Source organism: Enterococcus sp. DIV0187 (genome assembly GCF_051713785.1).
Classification (GTDB): Bacteria; Bacillota; Bacilli; order Lactobacillales; family Enterococcaceae; genus Enterococcus_A; species Enterococcus_A avium.
Genome location: NZ_JBIOQO010000002.1, coordinates 668,183 through 693,254 on the forward strand (window position 1 = coordinate 668,183; position 25,072 = coordinate 693,254).

Annotated in this window: 21 protein-coding genes and 1 other annotated feature; of the genes, 19 read left to right on the plus strand and 2 right to left on the minus strand. The window is 39.3% G+C overall.

The window, feature by feature from the left end:
* Positions 1-6: 6 nt before the first annotated feature.
* Entirely contained in the window at positions 7-831 is an 825-nt protein-coding gene (locus IGI52_RS23210) for a MetQ/NlpA family ABC transporter substrate-binding protein (protein WP_438782511.1), read from the minus strand.
* 72 nt (positions 832-903) lie between these two features.
* Positions 904-1,136 (minus strand) — a binding site (T-box leader).
* A gap of 227 nt (positions 1,137-1,363) precedes the next feature.
* On the opposite strand from IGI52_RS23210, the gene IGI52_RS23215 reads away from it, so the two are divergent.
* From IGI52_RS23215 to IGI52_RS23235, 5 genes are all read left to right on the plus strand, one after another.
* Entirely contained in the window at positions 1,364-2,431 is a 1,068-nt protein-coding gene (locus IGI52_RS23215; RefSeq protein ID WP_438782512.1) for an iron-containing alcohol dehydrogenase family protein, read from the plus strand.
* Positions 2,432-3,526: 1,095 nt separating this feature from the next.
* Positions 3,527-4,375: a ParA family protein gene (locus IGI52_RS23220; RefSeq protein ID WP_016178916.1), complete on the plus strand. Its 849-nt coding sequence runs from the start codon at positions 3,527-3,529 to the stop codon at positions 4,373-4,375.
* 12 nt (positions 4,376-4,387) lie between these two features.
* Entirely contained in the window at positions 4,388-4,927 is a 540-nt protein-coding gene (locus tag IGI52_RS23225; protein ID WP_016178915.1) for a hypothetical protein, read from the plus strand.
* A 651-nt stretch (positions 4,928-5,578) separates the two neighbouring features.
* Entirely contained in the window at positions 5,579-6,664 is a 1,086-nt protein-coding gene (locus tag IGI52_RS23230) for a replication initiator protein A (RefSeq protein WP_438782513.1), read from the plus strand.
* 57 nt (positions 6,665-6,721) lie between these two features.
* Positions 6,722-8,242 (plus strand): chloride channel protein, encoded by a 1,521-nt coding sequence (locus tag IGI52_RS23235; RefSeq protein WP_438782514.1) that lies wholly within the window; start codon positions 6,722-6,724, stop codon positions 8,240-8,242.
* A gap of 57 nt (positions 8,243-8,299) precedes the next feature.
* On the opposite strand, the gene IGI52_RS23240 is transcribed toward IGI52_RS23235, so the two are convergent.
* Positions 8,300-10,204 carry an alkyl/aryl-sulfatase gene (locus IGI52_RS23240; protein WP_438782515.1) on the minus strand — a complete coding sequence of 635 codons (1,905 nt, stop codon included), beginning with the start codon at positions 10,202-10,204 and terminating at the stop codon, positions 8,300-8,302.
* Between the two features lie 226 nt (positions 10,205-10,430).
* Between IGI52_RS23240 and IGI52_RS23245 the strand changes: the two genes are divergently transcribed.
* The 14 genes from IGI52_RS23245 to IGI52_RS23310 all read left to right on the plus strand — a co-directional run bounded on the left by IGI52_RS23245 (position 10,431) and on the right by IGI52_RS23310 (position 25,012).
* Positions 10,431-11,501: a M24 family metallopeptidase gene (locus IGI52_RS23245; RefSeq protein ID WP_048721259.1), complete on the plus strand. Its 1,071-nt coding sequence runs from the start codon at positions 10,431-10,433 to the stop codon at positions 11,499-11,501.
* A gap of 134 nt (positions 11,502-11,635) precedes the next feature.
* Complete coding sequence (locus tag IGI52_RS23250; protein ID WP_016178910.1) at positions 11,636-12,388, plus strand: threonine/serine ThrE exporter family protein; 753 nt, start codon at positions 11,636-11,638, stop codon at positions 12,386-12,388.
* Between the two features lie 33 nt (positions 12,389-12,421).
* Positions 12,422-12,886: a threonine/serine exporter family protein gene (locus IGI52_RS23255; protein WP_016178909.1), complete on the plus strand. Its 465-nt coding sequence runs from the start codon at positions 12,422-12,424 to the stop codon at positions 12,884-12,886.
* Positions 12,887-13,398: 512 nt separating this feature from the next.
* A complete protein-coding gene (locus IGI52_RS23260; RefSeq protein ID WP_016178908.1) occupies positions 13,399-14,475 on the plus strand; it encodes a M24 family metallopeptidase in 1,077 nt (358 codons plus the stop codon).
* A gap of 15 nt (positions 14,476-14,490) precedes the next feature.
* Complete coding sequence (gene pepI, locus IGI52_RS23265) at positions 14,491-15,372, plus strand: proline iminopeptidase (RefSeq protein ID WP_438782516.1); 882 nt, start codon at positions 14,491-14,493, stop codon at positions 15,370-15,372.
* 25 nt (positions 15,373-15,397) lie between these two features.
* Positions 15,398-16,753 (plus strand): peptide MFS transporter, encoded by a 1,356-nt coding sequence (locus IGI52_RS23270; protein WP_438782697.1) that lies wholly within the window; start codon positions 15,398-15,400, stop codon positions 16,751-16,753.
* 539 nt (positions 16,754-17,292) lie between these two features.
* Positions 17,293-18,582 carry a proline reductase-associated electron transfer protein PrdC gene (gene prdC, locus IGI52_RS23275; RefSeq protein WP_171030557.1) on the plus strand — a complete coding sequence of 430 codons (1,290 nt, stop codon included), beginning with the start codon at positions 17,293-17,295 and terminating at the stop codon, positions 18,580-18,582.
* A gap of 27 nt (positions 18,583-18,609) precedes the next feature.
* Positions 18,610-20,505 carry a D-proline reductase (dithiol) proprotein PrdA gene (gene prdA, locus IGI52_RS23280; RefSeq protein ID WP_438782517.1) on the plus strand — a complete coding sequence of 632 codons (1,896 nt, stop codon included), beginning with the start codon at positions 18,610-18,612 and terminating at the stop codon, positions 20,503-20,505.
* Positions 20,506-20,514: 9 nt separating this feature from the next.
* Positions 20,515-20,820 (plus strand): CBO2463/CBO2479 domain-containing protein, encoded by a 306-nt coding sequence (locus tag IGI52_RS23285; protein WP_016178903.1) that lies wholly within the window; start codon positions 20,515-20,517, stop codon positions 20,818-20,820.
* Positions 20,821-20,823: 3 nt separating this feature from the next.
* Complete coding sequence (prdB, locus tag IGI52_RS23290; protein ID WP_081638471.1) at positions 20,824-21,549, plus strand: D-proline reductase (dithiol) protein PrdB; 726 nt, start codon at positions 20,824-20,826, stop codon at positions 21,547-21,549.
* 229 nt (positions 21,550-21,778) lie between these two features.
* Positions 21,779-22,516: a proline reductase cluster protein PrdD gene (prdD, locus tag IGI52_RS23295; RefSeq protein WP_016178901.1), complete on the plus strand. Its 738-nt coding sequence runs from the start codon at positions 21,779-21,781 to the stop codon at positions 22,514-22,516.
* A gap of 27 nt (positions 22,517-22,543) precedes the next feature.
* Positions 22,544-23,023 carry a glycine/sarcosine/betaine reductase component B subunit gene (locus tag IGI52_RS23300; RefSeq protein ID WP_049219992.1) on the plus strand — a complete coding sequence of 160 codons (480 nt, stop codon included), beginning with the start codon at positions 22,544-22,546 and terminating at the stop codon, positions 23,021-23,023.
* A 72-nt stretch (positions 23,024-23,095) separates the two neighbouring features.
* Positions 23,096-24,112 (plus strand): proline racemase family protein, encoded by a 1,017-nt coding sequence (locus IGI52_RS23305; protein WP_016178899.1) that lies wholly within the window; start codon positions 23,096-23,098, stop codon positions 24,110-24,112.
* 18 nt (positions 24,113-24,130) lie between these two features.
* Positions 24,131-25,012, plus strand: a complete 882-nt coding sequence (locus IGI52_RS23310; RefSeq protein WP_438782518.1) for a TSUP family transporter — start codon at positions 24,131-24,133, stop codon at positions 25,010-25,012.
* Positions 25,013-25,072: the final 60 nt, after the last annotated feature.

Here is a 25,072-nt window from a genome sequence, read left to right on the forward strand (position 1 = left end):
GTATTACTAAAAAGCTGGAACCACAGAGCCTTTGAATTTTTCCTCAATAAATTTCTTCGTTTCGTCTGATTGGTAATATTTCTTAATCTCTTTAACGATCTTGTCATCTTTGTTTTCTGTGCGAATTGCGAAGACATTGTAATTAGGGTTATCCTTTAATGGCTCGTGGTAGATTGCATCATCATTAATGGTCAATCCCGCACCAAAGGCAAAATTGGTATTGATTGCTGCTGCCGCCAGCTCGCCTAGCTGAGACGGAATCTGTGAAGCCTCTAACTCAACGATCTCAATATCCTTAGGGTTTTCCGCAATATCATTCTTGGTCGCTTTAATTTCCACGCCCTCTTTCAACTTCAGAACACCAGCTTCTTCCAATAGCTTCAACGCCCGATACTCATTCGTCGGGTCATTCGGTACACCGATTTTATCCCCCTTTTGAAGTTTACTTAAATTAGAAACTTTTTTAGAGTAAACCCCTAATGGGAAAGCCACTGTTTTAAAGGCGGATTCAATTTTATAATCCTTATCCTTCACCTGCTGCTCAAGAAAAGAGAACGTCTGATAGCTATTTCCATCCAAATCCCCATCGCTTAATGCAGTATTTGGCGTATTATAATCGTCGAAGCTTTTTACTGTAATATCAAGTCCGTCTTTTTTCGCTTGCTTAGCAGCCTCTTCTAAAATCTCCTGATGAGGACCCGACGTCACACCAATCGTTACTTTCTTTTCATCCAACGGCTGCGCCTCACTTTTTGTTCCACAGCCTGCCAAGATTCCGCTAACTGCCAATGCCGCTACACTTAATAAAATTCCTTTTCCTAATTTTTTCATCATCATTTCCTCCTAATTTTTGTCCATTTTGCCAAAGAAAAAAGCCCGCCCTCTTCCACACATTATGTGTTGGAAAAGGACGAGCTAACTCGCGATACCACCTTCATTTGCAAAAGCCTCACGACTCTTGCCTCAACAAGTACAATCATACCTGAGCGTTGGTAACGAGCGCTGCCCCGTCATTGCCTACTTATCGGCAATGCCATTCAGAGACCATTTTCTAAATTCTTCCGCATATCCGCTCTCACCTGCCCGGACTCTCTTTGATGCTTCGTCATTTATACTTTTCTCTTCATCACGTTTCTTTGTTTAGCAAATTGTTAAATCGTATCTTACAGGTTAAAATAAAAGCTGTCAACACTTTTTATCATTAAAAACACAGTTGACTTTAATTTTAACAAAGCATAAACTAGTTGAAATCTCACAAAACGAATAGATACCATGTTTCATTTAATCATCTCGGTATTCGTTTAAAATGGAGCAAGTCTTCCACTGACAGCTTGTTCTTCAATATAAAAAGGAGTTGAATTCAATGGACATCACTACCGAAGTACGCCCTGGCGCCAATCGCTATGCCAGCGGTGCAAATATCCTGCAAAATTTACCCAGCTATTTAGCTGACTTCAAGAAAATCTCGGTTATCACCGGCGAGAAATCCTCTGAAGCATTCAAAAAATACTATCGCAAGGAACTACATTACCCAACATATCGTTACGATGGCAGTTCAAGCCACGAAAACGCAGTGGAATTAGCCACTCAGATTGGACATGCCGAGTTGATTCTTGCAATCGGTGGCGGACGTGTCATTGATACAGCAAAAATGGTTGCTGAAGAGCTGAACGCCGAGCTAATGGTGATTCCTACATTGATCTCTAATTGTGCTCCGTTTACTCCAATTGTCGCAGTCTATCATCCGAATCGGACATTTAAAGCGATGGGATTTATGAAACGCGCACCCTTCTTAACACTCGTAGATTCAAACTTCCTATTAGCAACACCAAAAGATTACTTTGTTGCCGGTATCGGTGATACACTAGCAAAATGGTATGAAATTGAAGGAATTACACGAAATCTAGACGAAGATGAAAAATCCGCTTATGTGCGACTTGGGATCGCCAGTGCGAAAGCCATTCAGCAGCTTCTTTTAGAAGATGCTATTCCTGCTATCAAAGACCTTGAAAATCACCAAGCAACCCCTGCCTTCAGTCGTGTTACCGATACAATCATTGGTTTAGCTGGAGAAACAGGCGGGTTTGCTGCATCCTATGGCCGCTCTGGGGGTGCTCATGCTGTCCATGATGGTCTCTCTTATTTAGAAGCAACTCATAATCAGCTTCATGGCATGAAAGTCGCCTATGGTATTTTGGTCCAATTAGCACACACAAAAGACCTAGAGGAAATCGAAAAGCTTAGACCCTTTTATAAAAAAATCGGGTTGCCTTTAAAACTGAAAGATCTGGAAGTTTTCGACACATCAAAGAACACTTTAACAACAGTAATCGAACATGCCGCCTCGTCAAATGAAACCTTTAATATGGTTGATCCTCATATCACCGCCGATCAAATCTATCGAGCGATTCAAACGATAGAGTTTTTATAAAGTTTACTTTTAAGCCATTGAGGTATACCTCAATGGCTTATTTTATTTAAGTTTACCTTTTATCATCCCAATATAGAGTTTACCTTAAATATAATAAAACTCTATCTATTAATAGAGTTTACCTCTAATAACGCTATTAATTAAGCATTTTAATTAAAGTTAACCTTTTTATATTTTAAATAAAGGTTTACTCTAATATCATTACGCTAAATGAATTTCTTTAATTCAAAGTTTACTTTATAAAATAGCTTATTTTCTTTTTAGGTTTACCTTAAATATCCTAATGAAATATGCCTCTCATCACTATTTCAATTACCGCTGTTTCTAAGTAGTTATTTTAATCTCATTTTCTTTTATATAATAGATAAAACTTACAGTTTACTTCAATTTATTTTAAATGAAGTAAACCCTATTAAATATTGAGGTTTACTCTAATAAAATAAGGTTTACTTAAAATTTATATTATACAGTTTACCTTAAACGTTCGATTTAAAGTTGACTTTTTATTTATAGGTAAACTTCAATTTAGAATATTTAAGTAAACTTTCTTATTCAAAAAAGTTTACTTAATTTCATATAGAAAAAGTTTACCTCATAACATTGATAATTTTAGAGTTTACTTTTATAAGAACAAATAGTTTACCTTAATCGTGATAAATGAAGTTTACTTTTATTTAAAAAGGTTTACTTTATTAAAGGTAGAAAATATGTAGAGTTTACTTTTAAATAATCATTGGTTTACCTATATTCTTATTAAAGTAGACTTTTTTAAAAGACAAATGTTGATATTAAAGGATATTACTATAGATAAAGTTTACTTTTTATTAAATTCAAGTATACTCTTATATAGAAAAGCGTTAACTTAAATAATCAATTGAGGTAAACTATATATATGATGAAGTTTACCTCAATTTATACAATGGAGTATACTTTATTTCTTAATTAAAGTTAACTCTATTCTATGCAATTACAGTAAACTTTATCTCCATAGCCAATTATAGTTTACCTCATTTAATAAATTATAGTAAACCTTATTGATATTATTATCGTTTTATAGTAAACTTTAAATTGAGAAATTACGATTGGAGAATTAGTATGCCAAAAAAAGCTGAGACATATGTAGTAGGAAATTTTAAAGGGGGCGTAGGCAAATCGACGACCGTTCAAATGCTTTCCTTCGAGAGTGCTTTTCGGAAAGATCGTAAGACATTAGTTATTGATTTGGATCCTCAAGGGAATACAAGTGACGTATTGTCGCTGACTGCTGAAAATTTTGGCAATGATACCTTGCCTGACGAATTTGATGCAACCATTTGGGAGGCTGTTCGTTCTGGTGACATTCAGTCCTCAATTTACCAGATCATTCCGAATTTGGATCTGATCCCGGCGAATATTTCATTTTCTGATTTTCCTGATTATATGATTGAGAAATATCCTGGCGATAAATTGTCTCAATTTAAATACATGGAGGAATTGATCGAACCACTTAAGAGTATTTATGATGTCATCTACATTGATGTGCCTCCGACAATCAGTACTTATTCAAATGCCGCCATGTATGTAGCAGAGTATGTTATCGTCATTTTGCAAACACAGGTGAAATCACTCAAAGGAGCGCAAAATTACATTGATTACATGAATTTCTTCATTGAACAGTACGAAACAGATCTTGAAGTCGTAGGGATTGTTCCATTTATGATGCAAAAGCGGGACTCCGTTGACCAAGAGATCTATACTGCAGCAAGAGAAATCTACGGTGCGCATCTTTTAGATACGGTTGTGTTAAATCAAAGCCGTTTGAAACGCTACGATGGGTCCGGAATAACCTATGAAATCAACAAAAACGGTAAAGTTGAGCAATGGGACAAGCGCGCACACGAGGTTTTCGTCAATATTTTGGACGAAATTGATGAACATCGCCTCATATTGAGCGGTGAAGAGTAGGGGAGACGTTAAATGGCGAAAAAAATGAAGCTAGATTCGCTTTTAACGGCGAATAAAAAGAATAAAGGCATTGAAAAAATGTCTGAGTATTCCAATCAAGATAAAGAAGAGAAGAAACCTAGCTCTCAAGACCTCTTAGCAAAACGTACGCTAAGCCCAGAAACAGATTTTCGTCGTTCTTCATTTCACGATGAATCGAGACAATTAAATGAGAGAAATCAAATTCAGCAACATCCTCCTCAACCCCAAGAATCAGAAGCAGGGAAGAGAGGTCGGAAACGTCAATATTACGATCCACGTTTAAAAGCTTTAGAAATGCAAAAAATCTCTGCTCGAACTAAGATTCGCATGCAAAATTTAATCAATGCAAAGTTCGATGGGTATACACCAGATAAAATGATTGACTTCTTATACGACTATTATCTTGAAAAAGGTCTTTCAAGAGATGATCGAAGTTTCTTAAATCAACTTGAAGAAGCCTCGATGGAAGAGTATAAAGAGAAGCCAAAGTACCAAAAATTATTCAAAGAATTAGAAAATGATGAGAAATAGACACAAAAAAAGTAAACCGTAATGTAGAGTTCATCTTGCATTACGGTTTACTTTTTTAAAAGTTATCTGTTATTTAAGTTTACCTTTATTATTGTTTATTATTTTTTAAAGTTTACTTTTTCCTAAAGACGAGCTTTCTCTATGTAGGCTGTGGATAACTAAAGAAGTCCTTATCCACATTACTTTTTATCCACATTACAACTCGAACAGGGGGAAGACAATACTTAATTTAAGGTTTACTATAAATACTTTTATATCCTTTAATAAAGTAAACCAAAATTGTTTTTATCTCTATATTAGAGTAAACCTTAATTTGTTTTATAAACATAATAAAAGTTTACTCTAAAAAAAGATGGTAGGGAATCGCTTTACAACAGGCTTTTAATCCATTATTCTATACATGTAGAAAAAAACGAAAAAAAGAGTTTAAAGATTTGGCGATCTTTAAACTCAAAGGTTTGAGCTAATTTTGGCGAATTAGCCTGTCACATTTAGATAAACGTTTAAGGGTTAGAAAAATTGGCGTTTGCCTAACCTTCTATTAAGTATACCATATTTTGGATACTTTCTCAATCAAATATCTTGTGACAGTAAGCATTCCTTTAAAACTTTCGTAAATAATTTTGAGAGTGAATAAGGAGGTTTTTTGTCGTGTCCACAAATCTAGAAAATATCATGACAGCAACAAACTTACCCAACGGAAATTATATTCCGATTGATATGAATTTAATTAATAATCCACAATATGAAAAGCTTTCTATTGAAGCAATGATGCTCCATGCCCTTTACACAATGCGCATGACTTGCAGTATTTACAACTCCCAAAAAGACGGAAGCTGGCTAGATGAAGCAGGGATTCCTTATATCTATTTTTCAAACGAAGAAGCGGCAGCTTTGTTACGTGTGTCTGAACGAAAAATAACAACTTTGAAAAATGTATTGATAAAAGCGGGCTTAATTCAGGTTCTGCGTCATGGGTTAAAGAACTATCGTATCTATGTTTCTAATCCTAAAGCACCTGAAAAGGGAATGGTTGTTCAATTGTCTTTTAAAAATTATATGAGCACAAAAACCTTAACTCCTGTGGAAAACTCAGTTCCTGAAAAAAAAACCGAGTTATCCACTGTGGATAGACAAGCAGAATCTGCGTCTAGGAGCTCGCAAGATTTGCTTACAAGTACACAAAAACAATTAGCAAAACAAACCACAAATGCAACAAAAGTAACCAGCAAGTCGCCGCAAATTACAGCTACTTCGCAGGATCAAAGTTTGATCGAAGGCCTGAATGCTCGTTACGCTCATTTATTACCACAGCAAGCTTTTCAAAGATTTCTACCATTTTGCGAGGGAAATTATCAAAAGGCACGTTGGTTTGTAGATACTATTTTCAAAGCTAAATATGCCAGCACACAGCAATATATCCAAGCAGGATTACCAGCAGAAGCTGAAGTATTAACCTTTGAACACAACGAATATTTCAAGGCTGACATTGGGGATGCAGTTGCTAAGGCTATCGAACAAATGTACCGCTATAAAACGGTTAAAAATCCAGAAGGGTTCTTTTTTGCCTTCATGAAGGGCTTCTTTACCGAGAAAACTCGACAATACTTAATTGATCATTACGAGCTAACCGCTGATCTTAAACAAACGCTTTCATCGGTTCAATTAATTATTCAGCAAAAAAATCTGCGGCAAAAGCTTGAAAAAACGCAAAAAGTCTCTAAAAAGGTCTCCTAAGAACGAAAACCTTTGATATAATGTAGCGGAGTCTATCAGTATAGAAAGGTTAATTTTATGAATAAGTTTAAACTAGCACTTTTTGGTTATAGTGGGCTTTTAGGATTAGCTGTAGGAGTCATTATAGCTTTATTTATGGGGCTGGCAGAGGTAGGTCATCAACTTTTATGGCAGACACTGCCTAAAGCGCTGGGGGATCCGCGCTTTTATCCTTTGATTCTTTGTACGATTGGTGGGGTAGCTATTGGTTTTTTTGTTAAAACGTTTGGACGGTACCCCCGAACCTTGCAAGAATCTTTTGATGAGTTTCAAGAAACACAGCGAGTCGATTATCACGATGGAAAGCTGATTCGAAATTTACTAGGCGCTTTGATCGTGTTGCTATTTGGCGCAAGCTTAGGGCCTGAAGCGGCTCTGGTAGCAATCATTGGTGGTCTCGTCACGTATGTGGCTGATCGGAGGAAGCTCTCCGCTGACCAGCGAACCGATATGATCGAGTTTAGCATCGGGACATCCATGGGTGTTATCTTTATGACACCATTGTTCGGTGTGGGACGTTCGGTGGAACGTGATAATTGGCAAGTGGTGACGGAGAGTAAACTTAAAAAATACGTTTTATACATTTTTACGACGTTTACAGGTTTCATTGGTTATCTTTTAGCGTATAATCTCTTTCCTAACCAAGAGCAAGTGTTTGCGATTCGCAGAATGGAGAGCAGTTTTACTTGGCAAGGTTTGCTGCTGGTTATTCCCATGATTATTTTAGGCGCGCTTTTTGGGAAATTTTTCTTGGTTTTGCAAGAAAAGGGCGATAAGCTGAATCAGCGGATCAAAAATCCACTGCCATTGGCTATTTTAGCGGGAGTACTTCTAGGATTATTGGGAACGATCTCTCCATACTTTTTATTTTCCGGAGAGCATAGTCTCTTGTCTTTTACTCGTCAGGCAGAAACCATGAGTTTTTTCATTCTGCTATTAATCGGATTTGGTAAAGTAGCGATTACGATGATTTGTCTGGCCTGCAACTGGCGAGGCGGAACAATCTTTCCGATGATTTTTGGAAGTATCGCTGTTGCATTGGCTTTTGCGAATCTATCGCCGTACTCACCTGGCTTATTGGTAGCTGTTTTTACAGCTAGCGCTTGTGCAGTAATCTTGAAACAGCCACTTGCTACAGCCTGTTTATTTTTATTACTGTTTCCAGTGGAATTATTTTTGTGGATCTGGTTAGCGGGATATCTGGGCAACTTGTTTTTACAACGAATTCCCTTTTTCCACGAAGAGCAAACAATTAAATCCTTTAAATTTCCTGAATTGCCGAAGCGAACTAAAAAACCTTCAGTAAAAACAGAAGAAAAGAGCGCTACACGAGATGTTTCAGAATTAAGAAAAGCAGCAGATCGTAAAAAGGCTGAAAATTCAGATGTGCAGCCGCGTGTTGCCAAACTAAAGCAAGAAATTTTAACCCGAAAAGAAGCTCGTCCTTCACGTGAACCAAAACGATCGGTTGAAACCAAAACAGATAGACCCTCATCTGATGCACCAATGACTCGGATGAGTCGCCATCGACGTAAATAAAAAGCAGCAGAAATTTTCTATTGAGAATTTCTGCTGCTTTTTGGTTGTTCCATTTTATTAAGGTTCAATAATATTGAAGTAACGCTCGTCAGGATTTATTTCAAATAGCTGATGCCATTCTTTTAGTTCCTCTGTTTTCGTATAGAGAAGCTGATTCATAAAAGGTATTCTGTTTCCACGATAAAGATATTCTGGTGATGCTAGATTGGTTGAATTAATTGGAAAGTAAGTTAAGATTCCTCGCCAATAATCAAGTTGGTAACAAGAGCTTCGTTGTTTGTACGCGCCATTTTCAAAAGTCCAATCATCTTCAAAAACAACTATACCAGAAAGCTGTTTGTCGCTAGGGATAGTGAGTAAACTTAAATAATTGAGCACCATTTCCCCTGTGAGATGATTAATCAAATCTGAAGAACTATTGGCATAATGATCGGGATTTTTGATTGTTCCCTGAATCAGTTCCAGAGCTCCCGTTAAGTATTCATTGCGCCAGGTCCCTGATTCTGCTTGATAACCTAGTTGGGTGAGAGCTTTGTTGCAAAGGTGGCGTGCCTCTAGATTATTTGGCTCTGCGAAAACAATCAAATTGGTCACTTTAGCTACCCAGCGATAGTTACCGTTTTGATAGTCTTCAGCGGCTTTTTGTAAAATTTTCTGTGCGCCACCCATATAATTGATGAAATTTTTAGCTTCTTCAATCGGTGGCAGCGGGTCCAAATTTACTGGATTCGAATCATACCAGCCCATATATTTTTGATAGACGGCTTTACTATTATGACTCAGTGTTCCGTAGTAAGGTCTTAAGTACCATTTTTCCGTTAATTCCTTTGGCAGCATAATCTGACTTTCAAGTTCGTTGATGGTGTATCCTTTATTGATCGCGGATAACGTCTGGTCATGGATACCTTTATATAATCGAGCTTGAGAGATTAAGTAATCTTTAATTGCGTCGGGGTCTTCGGCTGTTGCGTATCGCGGCCAAGTGTGAGCATGAAACATGACCCGAGCTTGTTCTCCAAATAATTGCTGGGCTTCTAGAAGATATTTTGCCCAAGCTGTCGCATCACGAACCTGCGCCCCTCGTAGTGTATATAAATTATGCATAGTACAGGTACAGTTTTCTGCCATCCACAATGCTTTATACTGAGGAAAATATGTGTTCATTTCGGCGGGAGCTTCTGTACCGGGAGTTAATTGAAAAACCATTTCTAATCCATCTATTTCCAGCGTTTGATTTTCAGTAATCTCTTTTGTCGGCAGCTCAAAACTAACCGTTCCTAAAGACTGCCCTTGACCGATCCCGATTGACAGTGAGCCAGTGGAGGATTTTTCTAGCAGGGTGCCATATTGGTAGCCTGCTCTTCGTCCCATGGCTTTGCCGGCCATCAAATTTTCAGCAATCGCGGCTTCAGTAAAACCTGTTGGAGCAAAAATAGGTATCTCTGACTCTAACGTGAAATCAGGAAACAACCCGCGAATTCCGCCGAAATGATCCACATGAGAGTGGCTGATAACAATTCCTGCAATGTGTCCGTCAACAATTGGATAGTCATTTTTTTCAAACCAGCGATTGGCAAATTCAATCGCTGCTCGGGAACATTCAATACTCATCAAGGTGTCAAAAATCACCCAAGTATTTTGCGGAGTCAAAATCAGACTCAAGTTCGCCATATCAAAGCCGCGAAGTTGAAAAATCTTATCCGTTACACGAAATAATCCTGTCTGATGATTACAGCGGGCATTTTCCCATAGACTGGGATTTGCGGAAGTAGGGCAGTCCTTCTCCAAAAAATCATAAGCTTTTTGACTCCAAATCACTTTGTTTTCTTGGATAATTTCAAGTTTGTTAAACGAGGCAACACAGTTTTGTCTGGCAAGGTTCAACTCGTGATTATGTTTGAAAGGCAAGCTGGATTTCACATGTTGATTATGCTGACAGGTATGATGACTAGCTTTTTCCATAAGTACCTCCTTTTAAAAATGTGATAAACCAATGGTAAGCGATTTCGCGATAAACTGTCAAACTAGAGCTGATGGTCAGAAAGACTTAGAGGAATGAACCGCTAGAATGGTTATTTATGGTTGTTGCTGAGAGTATATTTTTTTGAAAGCGTTGACCAAAGTTCCTGCGACTGCTACTCTATTCTTTAGAAGGCTAGAACTTCAAAACAGAAAGGAACGTGTGACAATGTTAAACGAAGCAAAGATTCGTGCGTATTTGGAAAAAGAGAAATTGGACGCTTTTTTTATTGCTAAAAGAGTAAATGTTCGTTTTACTAGCGGCTGGACAGGAGACGATTCATTTATTTTGCTCACACAAGAGGGACAATACTTTTTGACTGATCCGCGTTATACCGAACAAGCGGATATTGAAGTACCAGATTATGAAATCATTAATTGGCGTTTGCCCGGACGGACTGTCGGGGACACAGTGGCACGCTTAGCAAGTGAGAAAAACATAAAGACGATCGCTTTTGAAGCAGATTATCTGACCTATGATATGTATTCTGATTTCACCTCGAAGACCAAAGCGGAATTTGTTCAAGCGGGTGGTGTAATTGACCGCATGCGTGCCATTAAATCACCAAAAGAAATTCAGTACATGCGCAACGCTTGCGAAATTTCATGTCGTGCACTTAATCGGCTATTACCGGAAATTCGCATTGGGGTAACAGAAAAAGAATTAGCAGCTAAGCTTTCTTTATACATGGTACAAGAGGGTGCAGATACGCAGCCATATGGAAATATTTTAATTTCTGGCGCAAATACCTCTTTGTTACATGGCATTCCATCGAAAAAATCAATTGAATATGGTGATTTTGTCTTAATGGATTTTGGCTGTCAATACGAAGGTTATATGTCTGATATGACACGTACGGTCGTTGTCGGAAAGGCGTCAGAAAAACAACGAGAAGTGTATGAGCTTGAAAAACAAAGTCTAGAAGCAGCAGAAGCAGTTATGAAAAATGGCGCCGCAGTGAAAGACATCTATCAAGCATCATTGAAACCATTGGCGGGAACAGAATATCCGCAATATACGTATCGGAATATTGGTCATAGTATCGGGTTATTTGTTCACGAATTACCATACATTGACGAACAATATGATGATGTATTGGAAACGGGTATGGTCATGACCATTGAACCTGGAATCTATATTCCGGATTGGGGTGGTGTCCGAATTGAGGACCAAGTCTTGATCACGGATGACGGCTATGAAAATATGATCAGTATTTCTCATGATTTGATTGAATTATAAGATTGAGATAGGCTATACTAAGACGACGACGGCAGAGGCTGTCGTCGTTTTTTAAACAAGTAATCACGTTAAACTATTGATGAAAAAAACGTATGATTTGGCAGATTATTTACGTAAAAAAGGGAGTGAAACCGATGAATGAACAGGAAGCTTTTGATTTCGTCTATGATATTGGGGAAACACTATTAAAGAATGGTGCGGAGATCAAGCGGATTGAGACGACCATACGCCATATTGCGGAAGCTCTGGATTTGAAGGAATTTGATAGTTTTGTTTTAATCAATGGGATTTTTATGACAGCTCGGCTGAAGGATCAAACAGTCCAGGCTCGTGTACGGGATATTCCGATTTCTCCAATTAATTTGGGGCGGATTGAACAGATCAACACCTTATCGCGTCGCTTAACAGAAAAACGTTTGAGCCCAGAGGATGCCAATGAGTGGCTGCAGGAGATTAAAAATGAGTCCTTTGCTTCAAATCCATTAAAAATTTTTGCCTATGCTTTTGGCAGTGCCAGCTTCTGTTTTATTTTTGGAGGAAGTCTTTGGGATACCATCGGTGCATTCATTTTAGGTGTGCTATTAGCCTGCTTTTCTATGTACTTATTACCGAAATTTAATATGTCGGATATTATTTCAACAATTACCAGTAGCGGCTTTGTCAGTATTTTAGCTTGCTTGTTTGTTCATTTTTTTCCGGTACTGCAGCTGACTAGTCTAGTTACTGGTGGAATCATTTCATTGCTACCTGGTGTGGCGGTTGTTAATGGTATACGTTATTTATTTGATGGCGACTACAGCTCTGGCTGGGGGCAGATGATCAATGCTCTGATTACCGCTCTTTGTGTTTCTGTGGGAGTTGGACTTGTCTTGCAATTATTTAGCTAATTTATTTGAAAATTGAAAGGAGTGAAAGCAATCATGGTAACTACTTTGCTTCAAATCCTGGCTGGGTTTTTAGGAACAATCTCATTTGCGATACTTTTTGAGGTTCCCCGTTGCTATTATGTTCACTGCGGAGTAATCGGCGCTTGCGGTTGGGCCATCTATTTGCTGATCATGCATTTTTGGGTTGCACCAGTTGCTGCGACATTTATTGCTTCAATGGCATTGATTTATCTTTCACGAGAAGCGTCCTTTGCTTTAAAAGCACCGGTGACAATTTTTTTGATTTGTGGTATTTTTTGCCTTGTTCCCGGAATGGGAATTTACAATTTTACTTATAATTTTTTCATCGGTGATTCCATCAAAGCCGCACAAATTGGTGTTCAAGTTTTGAAGATCGCTATCGCAATTGCTGTAGGGATCACAGTGGGTTATGAGTTATCACCTAAATTTTTCTATTCCTATCATAAAATGCAAAAGAATAAAAATTCACTCTCGTGAATAAAATGTAGAAACAATTTTGTTGTATAACAGAATTGTTTTTTATTTTATTTCCATTCGAAAAAACAAACTAATTGTTTTAGAAAGTGTTATTGAAAATCCCATTATTTTAATAGAAAAACAAAACCATGAGAGAAAGATAAGGAGCAGAAATAACTGGAGAAATAATAGATTTTGGGACAATTTTTTTGATAATTATTCCAATCAAATGGCGATTTAGAAAAAAAATTTAAAGAATTGTTTAAATAAGCCGAAAGATATAGTAAACTAGTGGAAGCGGATACCTATAATTTTAGTTGATTTTATTCTGTGAAAGACTTGAAATTCAAATGATTTTATGGTTATTTTAAAACTAGTGATAGGTGAATAGCTGCACAATTTTTTTGTGTTGTTTTCGAACTGTTGCATAGCAGTTAGTTTCCGCGAAAAGGATTATTAACAGCTACGTGAAAACAGAGCTGTTTTTAATAATGCCGCCAGGCTAAGAATATCAATAGAAGGAGTGAAACATTTTGAAAGAACGTCGCGTTGAAAGAGTAATTGAGAAAATGAAAGAACAAGGTTATGGCCAACTGCTAGTTTCAGATCCAACAACTATTTTCTATCTAACTGGTCGCTGGATTCATCCTGGTGAACGGTTGTTAGTATTAGTAATTACTCCAGAAAATAAAAACACATTGATCGTTAACAAATTATTCCCAATCGAAGAAGACTTGGGCGTGGAAAAAGTATTTATTGATGATACCGACGATGCTGTGAAAAAAGTACTTGAGTATGTTGATACTGACAAAAAAATTGGTGTAGATAAGAATTGGCCTGCGCATTTCTTATTACACTTATTAGAGCTTGTACCTAATGCTAAATTAGGCAATGGTTCGGAAGTCACTGACGCGGTCCGTGCGATCAAGGACGAAGAAGAAAAACAATTAATGCGTGATGCGCAAGCAGATAATGAGATCGCGATTGATCGTTTGAAAAAATTATTGCCACAAGAACTAACAGAAGCTGAAATGGCTGAAAAATTAGGCGAGATCTACAAAGAGTTAGGCAATACCGGCTTCTCATTTGATCCAATCGTAGGTTATGGCGCAAATGCGGCAGATCCTCACCATGAAACGGATGATTCAAAAGTTAAACCGGGTGATTCAGTCATCTTAGACATCGGCGGAATCAAAAACTCTTATGCTTCCGACATGACACGGACATTCTTCTATAAAGAAGTATCAGATAAAGGTCGTGAAGTGTATGAAATCGTTAAAGAAGCTGCCCAACGTGCGATTGATCTTGTGAAGCCAGGGGTTAAATTTTCTGAACTTGATGCTGCTGCTCGTGATTACATCACGGAAAAAGGTTACGGCGAATACTTTACTCACCGTCTTGGCCATTTTATCGGGATCGATTGTCATGAAACAGGGGACGTTTCAGGAGCAAATGATGCTGTCGCAGAAGTAGGCAATGTCTTCTCGATTGAACCAGGAATTTACATTCCAGGCGAAGTCGGTGTACGGATTGAAGATTTAGTAATCGTGACAGAAGATGGATGCGAAAACTTGAACCATTATCCGAAAGACTTAGAAGTAATCGGTTAGGAGGCCGCGCAACGTATGAAAATCGAAGAAGGATATATGCCTTATTTAGGGCATCAAACCTATTATCGAATTGTTGGAGAACAAAGCGGTAATAAGAAACCATTGATTGTCATGCACGGCGGACCTGGATCAACCCATAACTATTTTGAAGTTCTTGATGAAATGGCGGTCGATGGCCGCCAGATCATCATGTATGATCAACTAGGTTGCGGGAAATCTGCGGTACCTTCACAGCCGGAACTTTGGACGGCGGAAACATGGGTCAATGAGTTGATTGCTTTAAGAGAGCATCTAGGTTTGGACGAAGTTCATTTACTAGGCCAATCTTGGGGCGGAATGTTAGAAATCATTTATGTTTGTGATTATGCACCAAAAGGCATCAAGAGTATGGTACTTTCTAGTACATTGCCTTCTGCCAAACTTTGGGCGCAAGAACAACATCGGATGATCAAATTTATGTCAGATGAAGATCAAGCAGCCATTGCAAAAGCAGAAGAAACCGGCGTTTACGACGATCCAGCTTATCTGGCGGCAAATGATCGCTTCATGGTACGCCATGCGGCTCCAGTATTTACTAAGGATGATCCTGAACCATTGTGGCGTGAAAAAGTAGCTGGTACTGAAAGCTATGTCACGGCTTGGGGTCCAAATGAATACTCGCCGGAAGGTACTTTACAAGGGTATGATTATACCGAAAAGCTGCGTGATGTCACTATCCCGACACTTGTTACAAGTGGCACAAACGATTTGTGTACACCTTTAGTAGCAAAAACCATGTATGATGCGATTCCAGGTGCAAAATGGGAGCTGTTTGCTAGTAGCAGACATATGCCATTTGTTGAGGAACGTGAAAAATACATGAAGCTGTTGGAAGAATGGCTCGCAGCGAACGATTAATTTTTTAAAGAGAGAAGGAATGATAGTGGAAACAACTCCAGTAAAAACAAAGAAACCTTTTGGGTTTTATGTCTGTGCATTAGGGTTTACGTTTGAACGATGTGCATTCTACACAGCGAAATATATGTTGGCGATCTGGATCGCAACAACTGCTGCTTCAGGTGGATTGGGAATGACAAGTGCACAAGGTGTACAAATCTCAGCATGGTTTGTCGCTGCAACATATATCACACCAACAATTGGTGGATATATTGCCGATTATTGGTTAAGTCCTCGATTATGTGTAGCCGCAGGAATGATTATGATGGGTATTGGCTATATGTTAGCTTGGCAGGCAAGTTCAATGGGCATGGTGTGGTTCATGATCATCTTAGTTGCTCTTGGAACCGGCTTGTTTAAAGGGAATCTATCTGGTGTAAACGCGCTACTATTTGATGATGAAAAAGCACTGAATGAAGCGTTCTCTGTACAGTATTCATTTGTTAATATCGGTTCATTCATTGGAACGACTTTCTTAGTATTATTAATTCCAGCATTTGGATATAATTTTGTATTTATGATTTGTGGAGTATTATTACTTATTGATGCATTATGGTTCATTTTTAACAGTCGCTCACTAGGCGAAGCTGGTAAAAAACCATTCAAAGTTGACCAACGTCAATATGACTCTGCTGGTAAAAAGTCAGAAGCTGTAGATAATAAATTGACTTCTGGAGATAAAAAACGAATCATTGCTATTATTTTGGTTACTCTGTTCTCTGTTGTTTTCTGGACTGTGTGGTACCTAGCTTATATGCCAGCATATTTCTATTTTGGATATGGTGATGGAGCAGGATTTATCGAACGTGCGAATTGGGTAGTTGGAAGCTTCAAAATTCCAACGTCTTACTTCGACTCAATGAATGCCTTGACTTGTATCATACTTGGTCCTGTTCTAGGTCGTTTATGGACTAAATTAGCTGCTCGTCCAAAAGGGGATATGAGTATGTTTAAGAAAACAGCTCTAGGAATGATCTTAGTTGGTATTTCTTATGTGGTAATGGTTCTTGCTGATATCGTAGGTAAAGGACATACATCAATTATTTGGTTAGTTATGGTAAGTTTATTGATGTCAATTGGTGAAATGATCTTCTCTCCACTAGGTAATTCCTTTATTGCAAAACTTGCTCCAGCAAAATTAATGGGGTTATTATTAGGATTCTGGACAATCGCTGTGTTCTTCTCACAAATGATTTATCCTGTTATCTATGCTTTGCTAGAAACAGATGTACCTGGAGATTTCCAAATGGGTTACGGTGTACTAGCAGCAATTGTTATCGTTTTAGGTTTGATTCTATGGTTTGGTAGTAAAACCTTGGACAAATTGGAAACAGCTGAATAATTCAGACATCAAGCACTTGCCTCAACGAGGCGAGTGCTTTTTTCTATGCAGTAGATTCCAAAAAGGGACATTTTAAGGGGAAAAGCGAAGCATCAGGAAATTTTAATGTGAACGGGTATACATATGAATAGTAAAGGAATTTTTTGTTTATTCGGGTAAAAAGAACCTTTAAAAACGAATAAAATCAATGAGCAGTCTAAATAAAATAACGATTATAATTAATCGTTATAATTGTGAAATAACAGCCGTGTTTTCTTAAAAGCTAAACAGATAACTTGTGTTGTCGACAATCCACAATCGTTAAAAATATTATTGAATCAGTCTTTGTAAACGATTTTTGAGGAATTGATATTTTTGATGAAAATTTAATTAGAGAATCCAAAAAAATCTACAATTTGTCAAGTTGTTTGTCAGAAAATATCAAAATAATCGAGAAACGACCTTTTACAAGGGAGATGAGTGTGCTATGATTTACTTGAACTACGGGTGGCTGATTTGCTCAAGTTCGAACAAACAAAGAAGCAAGGAGGTGAAATAATTTGACACAAATTCTTATACCATTAAAACAACATGTCGGCGCTCCTTGTAAAGGGATCGTACAGGCTGGTGATCAGGTCCAACGAGGACAATTAATCGCTGAGCCTAATGGTTTAGGTGCCAATATTCATGCCAGCTTTTCTGGGAAAGTAGTGGATGTAGATGGTGAAAATATCGTTCTGACGATTGACGAGGAACAAGATTTTTCAACATTTGTTCCCATTCCTGAAACGGATTCTCATGCAAAGGCAGTGGAAGCTGCGGGAATCGTCGGTGCAGGAGGCGCGGGTTTTCCAACATTCTTGAAACTGGCTTGCGAGATTCCAGAAGGTCTTTTTATTGCGAACGGTGCAGAATGTGAGGCGTTATTAGCTCATAATGTCAAACAAATGAGTGAACATATCGAGCAACTGATCCGCGGAATGAAATACTGCATGGAAATGACGAAGGCGCCAAAAGGTGTAATTGCTGTAAAAGGTAAACACCGGATGCTGGTCACACGCTTGCTGAAGGCAGTGGACAATGAACCAACACTGGATGTTTATCAATTGCCAGACATCTATCCAGCAGGGGACGAGCGTATGATCGTTCGTGAAGTAATGGACATTGTTTTGGAACCAGGTCAACTTCCTACAGAGGTTGGTGCTGTGATCGACAATGTGGAAACGATTAAACGTATCGCAGAAGCAATTGAAGACCGCAAACCGTTCATTGACAAAGACGTGACCGTTTCGGGTCGTGTAAAACAAAAAGAAACAGTTTTCGTAGATGTACCTATTGGCACACCAGTTAAAACATTGATTAACAATGTTGGCGGATATGTCGAACCTCATGGCGAGATCGTAATTGGCGGACCAATGACAGGAAGAAGTGGTGACGAGATGACACCGATCACTAAGACAAGTGGTGGTGTGTTAGTCGCTATGCCTTTCCCTCAAGAAAGTCGGAAAGTCGGTCTTTTGATTTGCGAATGCGGCGGCTCTGCCGAACGCATGACCGAGATCGCTAATAACATGGGCGCTGAAGTTGTCGCTGCAGAACGCTGCAAGCGAATGGTAGAAGTAAATGGAAGATATAGATGTGCCCTGCCAGGTATTTGTCCAGGCCAAGCTGCAACTGTGATGTCCTTGAAGAAGCAAGGAGCAGAAGTAGTATTGACTGGATCCTGTTCCGATTGAACGAACACCGTTATGGGTGTAGCTCCTAGGTTAGGAGTTCCGGTTTATCATCATACAGATCATGTACTGCGGGCAGATGGGCATAGACTATATCGTCGATTACCTACAAATTAATTTTAAAAATTTAGGAGGATTTAACGAATGTCTATTACAGCAGAAACTGCTAAAGAACATGCCAAAGACCCTGCAGTATTATGTTGCCGTGCAGAAGCAGGCAAAGTAATCGCACCAGATGATTTAGAAGATCCAGCGATCTTCCCTGATTTAGAGGATTCAGGTTTATTAGAAATGCCTGAAAATACTCTAACAATCGAACAAGTACTTGGCACGACATTGAAAGAAACAACGGATGCGTTGGTTCCATTAACAAAAGAATTATTAGATGGTGTTTCTGAGGACACTGAAGTAGCAGCAGAAGAGGAAGCTCCTGTCGAAGAAGCACCTACTCCAGTTGCTCCTATTGCTCCCGTGGCACCAGTTTCGCCAGTGGGCGGACAAACAATTAAAATCCATATTGCTGAAGGACGCGGTATTGATTTAGAAGTACCGATGGCTATTGCAGGTCAAATGGGTGTAGCTCCATCAGCCCCAGTGCCTCCAGTTGCAGCAGCGGCTCAAGCGCCAGTTGCAGAAGCTTCAACAGCTCCAGAAGCAAAAGTAGAAGAAAAAGTCGTTCGTTCTGTTCGTCGCGATCACATGAAGATTGAAAAAGTTGTGTTTGGCGATGAAACGAAAATCGAAGGTACGACATTAGTTTTACGTAAAATGGAAGATATGTGTGCGGAAGCGGCAGAACTAGAAGAACTAGTTGAAAGTGTTACTTTTGAAATCATTACACCAGATAAATACAACGAATATAGTGAAACGATCATGGACGTACAACCTATCGCTGCTAAAATGGATGGCGCGGATATCGGCCATGGTGTTACACGTGTGTTAGATGGCGTCGTGATGGTTCTTACAGGAACAGATGCAAATGGTGTTCAAATCGGTGAATTCGGTTCATCTGAAGGTGAATTAGACCGCAACATCATGTGGGGACGTCCTGGTGCACCAGACAAAGGCGAAATCTTCATCAAAACACAAGTAACAATTAAAGAAGGCGCGAATATGGAACGTCCTGGACCATTAGCCGCTCATAAAGCATCTGACTACATTACACAAGAAATTCGCGAAGCAGTGAAAAAAGCAGACGAATCTCTAGTTGTAGAACATGATGAAATCGTACAAAAACGCCGGATTGGTAACAAACGTGTGATTATTGTTAAAGAGATCATGGGTCAAGGTGCGATGCACGATAACTTGATCATGCCAATCGAACCAGTTGGAACATTAGGTGCGAAACCTAACGTTGACCTTGGAAACTTACCAGTCATTTTAGCGCCAACTGAAGTATTAGACGGCGGGATCCATGCATTAACATGTATTGGACCAGCATCAAAAGAAACTTCTCGTCACTACTGGAGAGAACCATTAGTACGTGAAGCAATGGAAGACGAAGAAATCGATTTAGTCGGTGTTATGTTTGTAGGTTCTCCACAAGCGAACACTGAAAAATACTATGTTTCTAAACGTTTAGGTATGACAATTGAAGCGATGGATGTTGATGGCGCAATCGTTACAACTGAAGGATTTGGTAATAACCATATCGACTTTGCTTCACATATCGAAGAAATTGGTAAACGCGGCATTAAAGTTGTCGGAGACTCTTATTCAGCTGTACAGGGTGCGTTAGTTGTCGGTAACCCAGAGATGATCGCTATGGTTGACAACAACAAATCAATGCAAGGGATCGAAAATGAGATCTTGTCGAACAATACCCTATGTAAAGAAGATGCAATTCGTGATCTAGCAATGTTGAAGACCTTGATGGGCGGCGGTACGATCAAAGCTGCTGAACGTAAATGGAATCCAAACGTGAAAGCCAACAACATCGAGATCATCGAAAAAACAACAGGTAAGAAAATTGACCTGGTAGATAACGAGCAAGTCTTACCTAAGAGTAAAAAACGCCAAGAAATTTACGAAGTAGAATAAGGTGAAGTAATGGATGGAATGAATAAACTCAAATATATTTCGACGGAACAGATGTTTGAAGGCATCATCGTTGAACTTCACGATGCCAGTGTGACAATCGACTTAAAAGGTCGTTTAGGTCAACTTAAAATCCCCCGTCGAATGATCATTTCTGAGTATAATTTAGAGATCGGTCAAGAAGTTGGGTTTCTAATGAGCTATCCAGAAGTTTTGGCGGAAGAGCCAGACGAACATTATAAAACTGCTATTTATGAGCATGAACGTCGTCGGGCCGAAGCCAGAAGAAAACGTGAAGAAGCAGGAGAGGAGAATTAACACATGGGCTTAACAGTCTTTGAAGGGTTACAGTCAGAAATTTTTGTGCCGATTACGCCAAAATCTGTCTTTACCCCTGTGAAAAAAGAGCTTAAAGAAATGCGCGTGGCGTTAGCAACAGCAGCTGGCGTACACTTAAAATCAGATAAACGTTTCAATTTAGCGGGTGATACAACATACCGCGAAGTACCAGATACTTCAAAAGTAGAGGATTTGATGGTTTCTCACGGTGGTTATGATAATGCCGATGCGAACCGCGACATCAATTCGATGTTCCCGTTAGATCGTTTACATGAATTAGCTGCAGAAGGCTTTATCAAAGAATCTGCACCTGTTCACTACGCATTCATGGGCGGCGGTGGAGACCAAGACGCATTCCACGATGTGACTGGACCAGAAATCGCTCAAAAATTAGTAGAAGAAGAAGTCGACGCTGTCGTCTTAACCGCTGGCTGAGGAACCTGTCATAGAACTGCCGTGATCGTGCAGAGAGCTATTGAGGAAGCGGGAATTCCTACTATTTTAATCGCCGCATTACCACCAGTTGTACGCCAAAACGGGACTCCACGTGCCGTTGCGCCGCGTGTACCAATGGGTGCCAATGCCGGTGAACCACACAACATTGAAATGCAAACAGGTATCATGAAGGATACTTTAGAAGCATTAGTATCAATCGAAACGCCAGGGAAAATTGTTCCATTACCTTATGAATACATTGCCCACGTCTAAGTCAAGAGGCTGATTTAATAAGTGTTTAGCGTCGAGAAATAAGACGGGAATTCCTAAAATTGCCAAGAAACACAGTGACGTAGGAACTGATGTTGATTGGTACCTACTTGGTGCTTTTCAAATTTTTGTGAATTTTCGACTTATTTCTGAATGCTAGTTCTACTTAGCGTAGCTTGCGTAGAAGACGCTACTTATTAATCGCCGTTTACATTGAAAGTAGGTGTGAATGATGCGAGGCGAAACTTTAAAGATCAAAGTTTTTCATATGGAAGAAGTCACTACAGGTAACGACTTCCGTATTGAACCAACTCGTTTACAAATTAAGCAAGACTTTGACTGCGAGGACGCCACTATTCAGAAGCTGACGATTCGATTGCTCCCACCGCAACAACATGAAGTTGAAACCAACACCATTATGGATATCATTCCGATCTCCACAAAGGTGTTGGGTGCGTTGGGTACAGGGATCACGCATACACTTACAGGAGTTTCAGTCGTCATGACTGGGGCTATTGAAGATGGAGAACAAATGCATGAATTTGGCTCCTCTGAAGGTGTTTTGCGTGATCATTTAGTATTGGATCGAGCAGGGACGCCTAAAGCGGAGGACTACATTATTCATGTAGATCTCTTAGCGAAAAAGGGGACTCCTTTTAATCGTGAGCTTTGTCTGAAAATGTTTGCGATCGTGGACGATTTTGTTCAAGAAATTCGCGAAAGAATGAAGATGCTGGAGGGTAAAGACGCCTGTGAAGTACATGTTTATGAAGAGCGTAGTAATCCTGGTAAGCCCAAAGTTGCTTTAGTCAAGCAAGTGGCTGGTCAGGGAGCAATGTATGATATGTTACTCTATCCGAATGAACCTAGTGGCTTTAAAGGTGGTTGTTCGATCATTGATATGAACAACATGCCGGTCTTTCTAACAGCAAATGAATACCGCGATGGGGCGATTCGTTCCATGGTTTAACGTAAATAATGGATAGGTGGTGGCGTTATGGGAATTGGCCCATCAACCAAAGAAACATCACTGCATCATTTTCAAGATCCGCTCGTCGATCTTCTTGGTAAAGATCCAGACATTGACTTTCAAGGAGTCGTTGTCGTGGGAACGCCGCAAAGTAATGCAATGAAATATCTAGTCGGGCAGCGAACGGCTGCGTGGTTAGAAGGGATGCGCACCAATGGTGTGATTGCTTCAACAGATGGCTGGGGAAACTCAGATGTGGATTTTGCGAATACCTTAGAGGAAATCGGTCGCCGAGATATTAGCGTGATTGGACTCAAGTTCATTGGTACACAAGCGAAATTTGTGGTGGAAAATGACTTTACGGATCATGTATTGGATTTTAATAAATCAGAAGCCGGAATCGAGACGGAGGTTGTTGGTGAAAATACCATCAATCATCGAGATGCAGTTAAAGCGCTTGCGTCAATTAAATTAAAAATGCGAAAAGATAATCAACAAATACGTTAGCGAAAAATTTTATGAGTATGAATCATCAAAGTCCTATTTATTTTTAAAATTAGGTAACAAGGGAGGATAATCATGAAAGTATCAAAAATGATTTCAGCGATCGATACACATACAGCAGGTGAAGCTGCACGTTTGATCATCGGCGGAATTCCAAAATTCCCAGGTGAAACAATGGCTGACAAGAGAGCTTATTTAGAAACGGAAGCAGACGACTTGCGTAGAATGTTGATGCTGGAACCACGTGGACACCGTGATATGTTTGGTGCCTTTATTACTGAGCCCGTTCATGAAGAAGCGGACTACGGAATTATCTTTATGGATTCTGGCGGCTATTTGAACATGTGCGGACACAACACGATTGCAGCGATGACATCAGCAGTTGAACAAGGCTGGGTAGAGGCTAAAGAAGGCGAACGTGAAGTTAAAGTTGTTCAAGATACACCAGCAGGAATCGTACGCGGAACAGTTCATTTGGATGAAGACTATTCAGCAGAATCAGTTTCATTCGAAAACGTGGAATCATTCCTTTATAAAGAAAATGTAACGGTCAATGTTCCTGAAATTGGTGAATTGGCTATGGATATTTCTTTTGGCGGAAGTTTCTTTGCAATCTTACCGGCAGCATCTGTTGGTTTAGAAATCAAGCCAGAAAATGCTTCTAAATTTAATGATTTAGGCATGATCATTCGTGATGCTGTAAACGAACAAATTGAGATTCAACACCCGACACTGGATCATATCAAAACAGTCGATCTTGTTGAATTTTATGGACCACCAACCAGCCCGGATGCAACATATCAAAATGTAGTTGTTTTCGGTGATGGACAAGTTGACCGTTCTCCTTGTGGAACAGGTACAAGTGCGAAGCTTGCGACGTTGTACGGCAAGGGCGAAATGAAAGTTGGCGATACTTTTGTGTATGAAAGTATTTTATGCACGAAATTTAAAGGTGAAATTGTTGAAGAAGCAGAAGTTGGAGGATACAAAGCCATCATTCCTCGAGTAACAGGTTCTGCTTATGTCACTGGATACAACTCATTTTTAGTTGATCCGAAAGATTCCTTGAAGGATGGTTTCCTTTTAGGATAAAGATGAAGGAGGGGTAATATGGTAACAGTATTATTAGCTGTATATGTTGGTTTGATGTTGCTGCACACGGTCAACATGGGACGTGACTGTATAAAACACAAAGATGATCTTGGAAAAGGAAACTGGATCGTCTCAGGGATTATTGGTTTTGTTACTGACTTTTTGGATACATTGGGAATCGGAAGTTTTGCGCCGACGACATTGCTTTTGAATATGACCAAACAGTTGAGTTCTGACCGTTTATTACCAGGTACATTAAATGTAGGTCACGGAATTCCCGTGTTGGTAGAAGCATTTATCTTTACAACGGTTGTCGACGTATCACCAGTGACTTTATTCGCGTTGGTTGGTTCAGCGACAGTTGGTGCGTTTATTGGATCAAAATTTGTTACAGGCTTACCAGAAAAGAAAGTTCAGCTTTGGATGGGCTGGGCATTGATCATCACAGCTGTTTTGATGTTCGCTCGTCAACAAGGCTGGATTGATGTTTTAGGAGCGGATAATACGGCAACTGCTTTGACTGGTATCAAATTAGTGATTGGTGTGGTAATCAACTTTATCCTAGGCGCGTTGATGACGATCGGTGTTGGGTTGTATGCACCATGTATGGCGATGGTTTATATGTTAGGTCTAAGCCCGCTAGTTGCTTTCCCTGTAATGATGGGTTCTTGTGCTGGCTTGATGCCGGTTGCAAGTTTGAACTTCGTTAAGACAGGCGATTATGCACGAAAAGTAAGTTTAGCGATTACAGTCGGTGGGATTATTGGGGTAATCATTGCTGCTAAATTCGTAACTGGACTAGATTTAAATGTGCTTACTTATATTATTATCGTAGTTATCATTATTACTGGTGTAATGTATATTCGCAAGAGTATGAACGCAGCTCAGATTGCACAGTAAAGTTCATCGTCAAAACTACCTGCTCGATTTGAGTAGGTAGTTTTTTTGTATATAAAGGAG